We start from the raw sequence: 12,845 nt of genomic DNA on the forward strand, positions 1-12,845 counted from the left end.
CGTATTTCTCTGGTTGGAACTTAGGTTCTTCTGGTGGAGTTACAGTGTTGTTGAACTCTTTATCAGCTGCATCTGTCACGTTAGCAACGATTGCTTTAGCTGTACCGTCGTGTGAAACCACAACTTTAACAGTAGCAACCATTGTGTCATATTTGACAGTTGCATCTGTACCAGGAGTTTCTTCTACTGTGTAGTTGTAAGTCTTACCAAGATCATCGCGACCGAACTCGAGAGTCTTGAAGACAATCTTACCAGCAGCGTCATTCTTCACGCGTTCAACTTCAACGCCGTCTTTCTTCAATACGAATTCGAATTCGTTAGCTTGAAGTTCACGACCTTCCAAACGTTTAGTGAAGTTCATTTCAACTGGAACTGGAACACTGTTAACACGTTTTTGTGTTGGTTTTTCAGGTTTTTCAACTGTCTTGCTTACTGGATTGTAAACGTGAACTGTTTGGTTGGCTGTATTTTCAATATCAGCACCAGCTTTAACAGATTCTTTAACAGTTGCTGGGATATCAAATTTATAGTAACGTCCAAAGGCGAACTTAGTAGTATCGATAACAGGGTTGTTTTCTTTATCTTTGATAAATTCATCTTTAGAAGTTGCAGTGATTGTGCCGTTTTCAACTTTGATGTCGAATTTAGCTGTCACATCTGCACCAGTTACTGAATCGTATGCTTTAATGTCAGCTGCGTTAACGTCCAATTTATCTGCGTCGTATGTATCAGATACACCAACGTATTGGATGTTGTTAGCTTCTGTGAATTTAGTAGTATCAAGCCATACTTGGTATACCAATTTAGAACCGCGTTTAACAGTCTTAGTATTCAAGTTTTCTGGTTCGTTGTTTGCAACACCATCAACATATGGATCAGCATTTGTTGCTGTGTACTCGTTACCAGGGACATCATCATCGTCATCCATCAACTTGTTACCAGTGATGTCGTATTTCTCTTTAGAAACGACAAATTTTTCTGGTTGGAATTCAGGAGTTTCTGGAGGAGTGACTTTGTTGTTGAATTCTTTATCTGCAGTACCGTCAGTTGCGTTACCGTTAGCGTCTACACCACCAGTTGATGTAACGTTTGTAACAGTAGTCAATGTGTGACCGTTCTTAGCAACTTCAACTGTCACTGTAGCTTTCATCTTATCGTAAGTCATTCCGAATTCTTTGTTTTCAGGAATCACTTCTTCTACAGTGTAAGTGTGTGTACCAACTTTAGTATTGTCGAATGACAATTCTGAGAAGGTTACGTTACCAGCAGCATCATTCTTAACAGTTTCAACGACGTTACCAGCAGCATCTTTCAATACGAAGCTAAATTCACCAGCTTTAAGTTCACGACCAGCCAATTTCTTAGTGAAGTCAAACTTAGTTACAACTGGAGAAACCACATAGTTGTTGAACTCTGTGTCTTCAGGCATTGTAACAGCAGTACTTAAGAGACCTGTAGCAGCATCTTTAGTAACTTTAACCTTCACTTCTGCGTTCATTGTATCGTAATCGATGTTTGTATCGTTACCAGCTTTTTCACGCACAGTGTAAGTGTGTTCACCTTCAGCGCTGTATTCAATAGCATCAAATGTGATTGAACCATCTGCTGCATTTTTCTTAGTTTGAATAACGTTGCCGTTTTCAAGCAATTCGAATTCGAAGGCACCTGCTTCAAGTGCTTTACCTTCAAGACGTTTAGTGAACTTGAATTGAGCTTGAGTTGGAGCTGATGTGAAGGTATTGTTGAACTCTTTATCAGTTGGAAGAGTTGCAACAGCAGTAAGCGCATGACCTGACTTAGTAACAGTAACTGTTACGTTAGCTTTCATTGGGTCATAAGTCATACCTGCTTCAGTTCCTTGAACTTCTTCTACAGTGTACTTGTGGTCACCAACTTGAGCATTTGTAAATGTCAATGCGTCAAATTTAACTTTACCGTTGGCATCATTTTGTTTTGTTTGAAGGACTTTACCATCTTTGTCTTTCAATACAAAGCTAAATTCGCCAGCTTTCAAGTCACGACCTGCAAGAGCTTTGCTGAAGTCAAATTGTGCAGTTACAGGAGCTACAACGTGGTTGTTGAAGATCTTGTCATCAGTACCAGTTGCTTCACCGCCTGTTGAAGTCATTTCAGTCTTAGCAACCAAAAGACCTGTAGCGGCATCTTTAGTAACTGTTACTTTAACTGCGATAGTCATTTCATCGTAGTCTACATCGGCATTGTTGCCTTTCACTTCTTTAACAGTGTAGTTGTAGACACCTTCGCGGTCAAATGACAATTCGCTGAAGTTAATCTTACCGTTAGCTTTGTTAGTTACAGTTTCGTTAACATTGTTGTCACCAGTCAATGTGAAGCTAAAGTCACCTGCGTTCAAAGTACCGTTTGAAAGTGATTTATCAAATTCAAGGTTAACTTTAACCGCACCTGGAGTGAATGTATTGTTGAACTCTGTATCTGATGGAAGAGTGTTTGTTGCTTTAAGAACGTGACCTTCCTTAGTAACAGTGATTGTTACTTCAGCTTTCATTGTATCATAAGTCATACCAGCTTCTTTATTTTCTGGGATAACTTCTTCTACAGTGTATTTGTGAGTACCAACTTGAGTATTGTCAAAAGTCAAATCATCAAAGGCTACAACACCTTCTTTAGTATTTGTCTTAGTTTGAAGAACTTTACCAGTTGAATCTTTCAATACGAAGCTAAATTCACCGGCTTTCAATTCACGACCTGCAAGAGCCTTGCTAAAGTCAAATTTAGTCTTAACTGGAGCTACAACGTAGTTGTTGAAGACCTTATCATCTGCACTTGAAGCGAATCCACCAGTACCACTGTATTTAACTGAAGCTTGCAAATCACCTTTAGAGTTCTCAGTTACAGTAACAGTCATCTTAACTGTCATACCATCGTAATCGACGTTTGTATCTGCCCCTTTAACCTCAGTGATTGTGTAAGTGTAAGTACCAACTTTATTGAAGCTTAATTTACTAAATGTAGCTTTACCGTTTTTGTTAGTTACAGTTTCTTCATATCCTGGTAGTGATTTATTTTCTTGATCTTTTTCAATCTTGAAGCTGAATTCACCATCAACAAGTACACGTCCTTCAAGTTGTTTTTCAACTTCTGGAGTAACTGTTACAGGTTCTTGTTTGACATAGTAATAAACAGGTTGTTTATACGGTGTCAAAGAGTTAAGCAAGTCAACGTTGGTACCGATACCTCCTACACCACGCTCTAATTGAGCATTTGGAGAAAGGTGACCGATGTTGTCTCCCAAGAATGGGACAAAGACTGTCTTATAAGGTGTGTATCCAGCAGCTTTTTGGAAGTCAAATGGAACATCTTTACCGTTTGGATATTCAGTTTTTGCTCCAGTTTTTGGATCAGTTACTGTATGCGCGATAGTCTTAAGAGGTGACTTCTTATATGCCAACTCCTGTTTGTTGTAATCACCTGGTTTAATAGGTTTAGTTTCTGCTAGCAACATGTAGCCATCAGTGCTCAAGGTGCCATCAGAACGCTTGCTTTGTTGTTTTGGATCTAGAAGATAAACACGCACGACTACAGTTCCATCTTCACCTACGATTTCTTTAATACGTTTAATTCCTGCACGCTCAGCGTCCATGAATTTCGTACCAATAGTGTAAGGACGGCTTACATAACCTGATTGATCATTTGCATCAGCTGCTTGATAAAGTTTGTATCCATCAAATTGGCGCTCTCCAGATGCTGTGAAGTTTTGCCCTTCCATAGCTTTAAGAGTGTATGAAGCTAAGTCTACTTCGTTACCATTTGCTACATAGTCTTGAACAGTTTTATCTGTTTTATTAGCGTTAAATGTTGGGTTGTTTTTATCAACTACTTTATAGTAAGTTGTTTTATTAACTGATACTGGAATCTTAGCATTGGTATCTGTAATTTCACGACCATTGTATGCGGGTTCTACAACGTTAATAATATCTGTAGAATTACGTGCATCATAAACTGCATCATAAAAAGCTTTCTCAGCAGGAGTGAGTTGGTGCCCAGAAGATACTAAAGCTTGGACACTTGCCCCAACTTCATAACCAAATTGAATGAAAGGTTGGTCAGTCTTACCAGGACCAACACCGATACCTGGGCTGTAATCAACTTGCCAAGTCAACTCTCCGTTAGAAGCTGCTTTTGTAGTTGTGAATTTTTGAATACCGCTTGAAGCTGTAATAGTTCTTGTTTCAACTACACTACCAGTGTTTTTATCGATTAATTCAACAGTCGTATCTGTTGAAGCATCAAATCTCTTGTAAGCACGTGTATAGTAGTTTGTATTGTAACGTTTATTAAACTTAGTAAGGTCTACAATACTATAGGTGTAGACATCGCCTTCTTTAGCAGCATATCCTGATGGTACTGTTTGTGAACGAACACTTGCACCATTTGGATCCGTCATATCAGGTGTAGCAACTTCACCGTCTTTTAGGAAACTTGCTACAGCAACCGGCTCGTTATTGTGGTCTGTAGCGGCACGACGGTTACGACGGCTACGACTTATTGCCAAAGCACCAGCATTCGTCAAATCAGTTGCAGCGCGGTCAAGTGTTGCACTTCGATCTGCTGCTGATCCTACAGAATAAAAACGTGCAGAACCACGTGTGTTAAGACTTGTAGTTGCTGCCGCAGTTTCGGCTGCTGCTGTTTCTTCAGCTACTGGAGCAGCTGTTGTTGCAGTACGATTAGCCGCTGTTGCAGCTGGAGTTGCTGCAGCGGTTGTCGCTGAAGCTGTTGTTTCAACGTTGTTGCTAGCTGCATTTGTAGATGCCGCTGTAGCTGGCTTAGCTGCTTCTGGAGTAGCTTTCTCAGTTGGTTTTGCAGTCTCTGAAGCTGGTTTAGCTGCTTCAGGTTTTGCAGTTTCTGTAGCAGCTTTCTCAGTTGTCTCTGCGGCAGCCTTATCTGTTGCTGATGCTTCTGGCGTCAAGTTAAATGTTGACGCAGTTGCATCAGTTGAAGATACAGCTGCAGTAGGATCTGCTTGAGCTGTTGATGCTGTAGACGTCTCAACAAGGTCTGACGAACTTTCGCCCTCAACTGATGAACCAGGGTTTGATGAAGAAGCATCAGGTGCTGTGACTTCATCAGCCTGTGCAGTATGAGCAGCAAAGAGTGCCGTTCCTAGCAAGACTGAAGCGACACCAAACGAATATTTACGCAATGAAAATCGTTGGCGTCTGTTAAAAATGTCTTTCATTTCAAGTCTCCCTCTGTATGAAATAGTTAGTTATAGGTCACGAGTATACAAAAAATCCTATACGTGTACTCATGATACAATTACATTCTAACATTCTGACAATTTATGGTCAAGTGATTAAGGCAACTTTTTTAAAAAAAATCAAGTTGTCTGACAATTTATCCGGCAACTTTCGTTCATTTTTTACCTTTACAAGTGTAAAAACCTTGATTTTATTTACTTTATACCGTTTCCAAATTTCTATTTTATTTTCTTTTCATTCCTAACTTTCTCATGTTTTTCACGGAAGATGTTAGACTTATGAGAGGATTTAACTCATTTTATTGGCTGATTTTCTCACTTTAATTCTAATTTTTACCTTCTTATTACAAACCATCCGATTCTGTAACACCCTAGATAAACCATTGATATACAATTTAATAATTGCCTTTCACGACTATAGTCACCCACTACATTTTTTAAAAAATAAAAACCCAAGCATCACATACTTGGGTTAATCATCTTATTGGTTCCAGAAGTAACTTCCTCTATTTTTTTCTGATATGGTTGTCATTCCAAGACTGCAATTCTTGATAGGACTTGACTTTACCTTCTTCCTGAGTCGGTCTAAAAGCCCTAACGGGTAACTCGTAGGCATCCTGCCCTTCAGGTGCCATCCAATGGAGCAAGGTATTGAACCAGCTTTCGTTATTGATTTTACTTGGAAGCGTATAGATTCTAGCATGTTTGGTCTTAACAGCTTCATAAGCTTCCTTTTGCTCTTTGGCAAAGTTTGTACTATCCATATTGAGGCTCCTGTCTTTTTCAGAAATGTAATAAAGAGCAGGTAGACTCGCAATTGGTGTTCCAGACGGATTATCAAAATCCTTACCATTAGTTGCACCTGGCCACATCTCAAGACCAAAAGGCTCTAAAGTCTTACGCATATCAACATTAGCGTACTCCAATTCCGAGTCCAAAGTATTCGAGTTAGCTGAGATATTCATCTCCTCGATTTTTTGAGTTTTGAGATTGAGGTATTTTTTATTAGAAGCAAAATCAGCTGACGATGCACCAAAAGGCATTTGTAAGTAGGCTTGGTCATTAAGCATGAAAAGCCTTAGACCTGCCTGATTTAAATAATCTTCATCCCCAGCTTTTTTAGCCAATTTCAAAAGGTCAATTTGTTTAGGTTTCTGATTTGTTTTTTCCGTGTCATACACATAGATATTAAAGTAGTCATATTTATAAAGAGTTTCACCCTTGGCATTTTTCTTACCAGATACATCACCCTTGTACTCTTGAGTGACTAGGTATTGACCAGCTACCCCCACAATGTTAAACATGTTTCTATCATGACCAGGATTTGGTGTCACGAGTAGAAATTCCTTATTATCCCCGAAGGTTGTCAGGGTGATTTTAAACAAGGGATCTTCTGCATTGCTGCCGGAATAGACAGTTGTACTTGACTTGCTAGATGAGGCTGAGCCCTTGGTAGCCTTACTGCTACCACTCACAGCAAAAAAGATAGCCGTTCCTGCGATTACAAAAAGCAATGCCACTAAGAGACCTATAAAAACAATTTTTGTTGTCTTATCCCCCTTAGGTGTTGGCTTCTTTACAAACTTATTTTCCATAATAATCTCCATTTTTCAGTATTACTTCTAGTATAGCATAGGTGGGGACTATTGATAAGGTGCATCGGCGGTCTAAGAGGGCTGGATTTTTGATTTTCATTTGACAAAATCCGTTAGACAGCGTAAAATCGAGACAAGTAACATTCGGAGGTAAATGGAGACATGAACAACTAAGTCTATTCACAATAAACCTGCTTTATTTGATAGATTGTTTTCATGTCTTTTTTGCGCTCTTTTTCTGTAGAAAACTTGTTGATGGTATCTGCGCTTTTTTGCGTCCACACCATCACTATCTCCTAGAGAGCTTTTTAGCTAGATTCAAGGCAGTTCTATCTTATAAGGTAGGACTGTTTTTTGACCTTTGATATTGTTTGAAGTAAAAAACTACTTCAAACAATATCCACAAACACTCTGACCTAGGAGGTCCTATGATACAGATTCAACACCTAACCATAACACATACCAAAGATTTGCGTGAACTTGTTCATGATCTAAATCTAACGATAGCTACAGGCGAAAAAGTCGCCATCATTGGGGAGGAAGGCAATGGAAAATCTAGTCTCCTTGCCGTTATGGTCAATCCAAAAGCACATTTTGACCATCTGTCTTACGAGGGAACTATTAACAAAACAGATAGCCCACTGGTCTATATTCCCCAACAAATTTCGGATAACTTGCAATCTCTAACCCTTAACGACTACTTCTTTGCGGACACTTATGACCTAGACTATGCCACCCTCTATCGTCTGGCTGATGAACTTCGTTTTGATAGTGAGCGTTTTGCTAGCAGTCAGCTGATCTCCACTCTATCAGGTGGTGAGAAACTCAAAATTCAACTCATCCGAGAATTAGCTCGTCCCCACGACATCATTTTTCTTGATGAGCCTTCAAACGATATGGATTTAACTACTATGACTTGGTTAAAAGACTTTATCAAGCACTCTGATAAAACGATCGTCTACATCTCACATGACGAGGATTTACTCAGTCAGACAGCTGATACCATTATCCATCTGGAACTCCTTAAACGTCGTCAACAGGCAAGGACCAGTGTGGAACACCTCGACTATGATAACTACAGCCAACATCACACTGATAGCTACCAACAACAGATGCAGCAAGCCAAAACTGAGAAAAAAGCCTATGACAAAGCCATGGCCAAGCATCGCCGTATCAAACAAAATGTCCAAACCACCCTACGCAATACGCATGACAGCACGCAAGGACGATTGCTTGCTAAAAAGATGAAAGCAGTCCTCTCACAAGAAAAACGCTTCGACCGCCTTGCCCAAGATATGACACAGATGCCTGATAAAGAAGACAGCATTGAACTTTTCTTCTCTCATATCGACCCTCTACCTCAGGGAAAATATCTCTTAAATCTGGATGAAAAGCAGATAAACATTGCTCCTCACCTGACCATTGACCATCTCAAACTTTCTTTGAAAGGGCAAGAAAAAATTGGTATTGTTGGAGATAACGGCTGTGGGAAATCCACTCTCTTACACTATCTCTACCAAAAACTTAGCCAAAAGACAGACCTGACCATTGGCTACATGCCCCAACATTATGACACTATCTTGCCACTGGATTTGTCTCTAATAGCGTTTTTGAGTAAGACTGGCGACAAGTCTGAACGAGAGGTTATAAGCTCCCATCTCGCTAACCTCAACTTTAGTCATGATGAAATGAACCATGCAATCTCTGATTTATCTGGAGGACAGAAAGGAAAACTTCTCCTACTGCACCTGGTCTTAGAAAGCCCTCAGCTCCTTATCTTAGATGAACCAACCAGAAATTTTTCCCCCACCTCTCAACCCCAAGTCCGACAGCTCTTCGAGAACTATTCAGGGGCAATTCTGACAGTATCGCATGATGTCAACTACCTCAAACAAGTCTGCCAAAAGATCTATCGTCTAGACTCACAAGGTTTAGAAGAAGTTGAGATTTAGGATATCAAATCTATCGTTTTTACAAGAAAAGTCTCAAAAGAAACCTTTTCTTCAGATGCAAAAAAACTCAGGCAAAACCTGAGTTTTTTAGTCTTAATCAATTTCCAGACCACCGGTATAAAGTCGGTAGTAAGTACCACCTTGTTCCATAAGGCTATCGTGGTCACCACGTTCAATGATACGTCCGTGGTCCATAACCATGATAACGTCAGAGTTGACTATGGTTGAAAGACGGTGGGCAATAACGAAGACCGTACGTCCTTCCATAAGTCGGTCCATCCCTTCTTGTACCATTTTTTCGGTACGAGAGTCAATAGAGGATGTCGCCTCGTCAAGGATAAGAACCGGTGCATTGGCAAGGGCAGCACGCGCAATGGCGATAAGCTGACGTTGCCCATTAGACAAGCCTGCACCGTCATCTGTAAGAACAGTGTCATACCCATTGTCCAAGTGTTGCACAAAGGAATCCACGTTAGCAATACGGGCAGCTTCAAGAATTTCCTCGCGTGTCGCATCGGCACGACCATAGGCAATATTTTCAGCGATAGTCCCTGTGAAGAGATGGGTATCTTGAAGCACGATACCAAGCGAGCGACGAAGAGAATCTTTCTCAATCAGCTTGACATCAATACCATCATAAGTAATCACACCAGATTGGATATCGTAGAAACGGTTAATCAAGTTGGTAATCGTCGTCTTACCAGCACCTGTCGCACCGACAAAGGCAACCTTTTGCCCCTTGTCTGCATAGAGATTAACGTCATGAAGGATTTGTTTCTTACCATCGTAAGAGAAATCAACGTCTTGGAAGACCACATTTCCGACCAACTCGACCAATTCGTAGTCGCCATTTGGACGTGGGTGTTTCCAAGCCCAAAGATTGGTTTTCTTGTCTGTCACAACCATTTGACCATCTACCAATTCGTAGTTGACCAAAGTGACCTTACCTTGGTCAACTTCTTCTGGTTCGTCCAGAAGGTCAAAGATACGGTCAGCACCGGCAAGTGCCATAAGAACAAAGTTCAGTTGTTGAGAGACCTGAGTAATAGGACCGTTGAAAGAACGGTTCAATTGTAGGAAGGCCATGAGACCACCGATAGTCAAACCACCAACACCATTAAGGGCAAAGAGTCCACCAACCAAGGCGGTCAAAACAAAGGAAACATTTCCTAAGTTTCCAAGAATTGGCATGAGAACATTGGCATAGCGATTGGCCAAGTAAGAAGATTCAAAGAGTTGCTCGTTAATCTTGTCAAAATCAGCCATGCTTTCTTCTTCGTGAACAAAGGCCTTGACCACTTTTTGACCTGACATCATTTCCTCGATGAAACCATTCTCAATCCCCAAATTCTTTTGTTGTTCACCGAAGTAACGGCCTGATTTGGCTGATACATTTTTGATGACCATAAACATGATACCTACCATGACTAGGACCACGATAAAGAGGAGAGGACTAACCGTAAGCATTGTCACTGTTACCCCGATAAGGGTAATAGCCGTTTGTAGCAACTGTGGAATGGATTGCTCAACAGCCTGACGGAGGGCATCGATGTCGTTGGTGTAAATAGACATGATGTCACCGTGTTGGTGAGTATCAAAGTAGCGAACAGGAAGCTTTTGCATGCGAGCAAAGAGCTGATTACGAAGGGAACGTAGAGAATCTTGCGAAATCGTTGCCATGAGGAGTGATGACACATAGTTGGCAATCACACCGATAAGACAGAAGACAGCCACTGAAGTCAAGAAATGTAAAAGCGGTCCAAAGTCATGGCTACCAGATTTGAGCATGGGTTGAACGTAAACGTCAACCAAGGACTGAATAGAAGCCGTCAAATTGACCGTTGCCAAGGAAGCAACCACAATAAGGACAAAGGCGATAGAAAGCGAAAGTTTGTAGTCTTGCCACAAAAAGCGTAGAAGACGTGCTAGAGAGCCCCAATTAGCTTTTTTCTTATTCTGCATCTGCTACTCCTTTCCCTTGTGTTTGCATCTTGTAAACCTCACGATAAATGGCATTGTTCGCCACCAATTCATCGTGAGTACCAATAGCATCGATACGGCCATCATCCATGACAATGATACGGTCTGCATCTTGGATGGATGAAATACGTTGACCAATGATAATCTTGGTTGTTTCCTTAAGACTTGATGCCAAACCTTGACGAATCAAACTATCCGTCTTAGTATCAACCGCTGATGTTGAATCATCAAGAATCAAGATTTTTGGATTCATGAGGAGGGCACGTGCGATACAGAGACGTTGACGTTGTCCCCCTGAGACATTGGCTCCACCACGTTCAATCTTGGTGTCATAGCCATCCTTAAACTCTTGAATAAATTCATCAGCTTGGGCAATCTTACAAGCTTCAATGATTTCCTCATCTGTCGCCTGTTTATTTCCCCAGCGCATATTTTCCTTAATAGTTCCTGAGAAAAGGACGTTGGTTTGAAGCACCATGGCAACTTGCTTACGCAAACTATCCAAATCATAATCCTTAACATCGTGGCCAGCAACCTTAACTTGACCGGCTTCCACATCATAAAGACGAGGAATGAGCTGAACCAAACTTGATTTACCAGAACCTGTTCCACCAAGAATACCGATAACCTCACCAGACTTAATATCAAGCGAAATATCTTTGAGGACATGGGTCTTGTCACCATTTTCATCAGTGTATGAGAAATCTACATGATCAAAGCTGATAGAGCCATCTGTGACTTCTGTTAAACCATTTTCAGGTGAAACAATGGTTGATTCAGTATTAAGCACTTCATTGATACGCTCTACAGAAGCCATAGAAATGGACAACATGACAAAGATCATCATGAACATCATGAGTGACATGAGGATGGTCATGGTATAGCTGAACATGGAAGTCAATTCACCTGTAGATAGCTTGCCGACAACGATAAGATGAGCACCAAACCAAGAAATCATGAGGAAGGATGCGTACATAGACAACATCATGGCTGGGTTAGACATGACAACCACACGAATAGCACGCATGAACATCTTGTAAATACGACGTGAAGCCTTCTTGAATTTATCCGTCTCTTCCTGCTCTTTAACATAGGATTTAACCACACGCATGTTGGTGATATTTTCCTTGATACTATTGTTAAGGTTGTCATAAGCCTCAAACACTTGAGTAAAGAGAGGGTATACAATCTTGGTAATAATGGCCAAAACCAGACCAAGGAAGAGGGTTACACCAACGAAAATCCAAGCCATTTCACCATTGATAAGGAAACTTGCTGCAATGGCAAAAATCAGATTAAGTGGTGCACGTACACAGATGCGGATAATCATCTGGTAAGAGTTCTGCACGTTGGTAACATCAGTCATCATACGTGTTACCAAACCACCAGCTGAGAACTTATCGATATTTTCAAAAGAGAAGGTTTGAACCTTTTTGAAAATGGCCTGACGTAGATTCTTAGCAAATCCAGCAGAAGCAAAGGCCGCATAGCGTGCCGACTGCATACCGCAGAAAAGCGACAGGAAGGCACAGACCAACATGAGGCCACCATAGAGCCAAATGTTAGACATGTTAGATTGCTGGACACCTTTGTCCAAAAGATTGGCCATGACAAAGGGAATGGAAATCTCAAACATGACTTCTAGCGTCATGAAGAGAGACGCTAGGATTGAGGGTTTCTTGTATTCCTTTATCTGGGCGATCAGGGTTTGAAACATAATTACCTCCGTTTTTATTCTTTTTCTTTTTTTCTTTTGATATTTTTCTTTTTTGATGCTTTCTTAAGTGATGGCGGACGTCAGCGACCGACTCAGTCGTTCCATGACTAGTTATCGAGCCAAAGTCTCGATAACTCCGCTTCCTATAACTGCTTCTGCAGTTATAGGAATATCATCACGGCGAAAGCATCGTTATTGGGCAGAGCGAACTGTCGAATCGTGAGCAATTCGAACAAGTGCAAATAGATTCAGGATGAGCCCTACCACGACGAAAAATATCGCCTGCTCTGTGCAGAGCGTGTTTCATGCATTGATAGATATACACCATTTTTGTAATCTATCACGGCGAAAGCATCGCT

General features: G+C 40.9%; 5 protein-coding genes. 1 reads left to right on the plus strand and 4 read right to left on the minus strand.

Translation table 11 applies throughout. The features are described 5' to 3' along the window. On the minus strand, positions 1 to 5,221 hold a 5,221-nt coding region (locus HMPREF3112_RS01375; RefSeq protein ID WP_141738645.1), incomplete at its 3' end, for a Spy0128 family protein. Between the two features lie 527 nt (positions 5,222 to 5,748). Next, positions 5,749 to 6,837, minus strand: a complete 1,089-nt coding sequence (locus tag HMPREF3112_RS01380; RefSeq protein WP_070437628.1) for a hypothetical protein — start codon at positions 6,835 to 6,837, stop codon at positions 5,749 to 5,751. Between the two features lie 428 nt (positions 6,838 to 7,265). Between HMPREF3112_RS01380 and HMPREF3112_RS01385 the strand changes: the two genes are divergently transcribed. Then, complete coding sequence (locus HMPREF3112_RS01385; protein ID WP_070437631.1) at positions 7,266 to 8,789, plus strand: ATP-binding cassette domain-containing protein; 1,524 nt, start codon at positions 7,266 to 7,268, stop codon at positions 8,787 to 8,789. Between the two features lie 93 nt (positions 8,790 to 8,882). On the opposite strand, the gene HMPREF3112_RS01390 is transcribed toward HMPREF3112_RS01385, so the two are convergent. Both HMPREF3112_RS01390 and HMPREF3112_RS01395 read right to left on the minus strand, forming a co-directional pair. Further along, complete coding sequence (locus tag HMPREF3112_RS01390; RefSeq protein WP_013990253.1) at positions 8,883 to 10,751, minus strand: ABC transporter ATP-binding protein; 1,869 nt, start codon at positions 10,749 to 10,751, stop codon at positions 8,883 to 8,885. After that, positions 10,741 to 12,486, minus strand: coding sequence for an ABC transporter ATP-binding protein (locus HMPREF3112_RS01395; RefSeq protein WP_070437634.1), 1,746 nt, complete (start codon positions 12,484 to 12,486; stop codon positions 10,741 to 10,743). The genes HMPREF3112_RS01390 and HMPREF3112_RS01395 overlap by 11 nt, the downstream gene beginning before the upstream one ends. Positions 12,487 to 12,845 lie beyond the last annotated feature (359 nt).

This window comes from Streptococcus sp. HMSC10E12 (assembly GCF_001807855.1).
In the GTDB taxonomy this organism is placed as follows: Bacteria; Bacillota; Bacilli; order Lactobacillales; family Streptococcaceae; genus Streptococcus; species Streptococcus salivarius.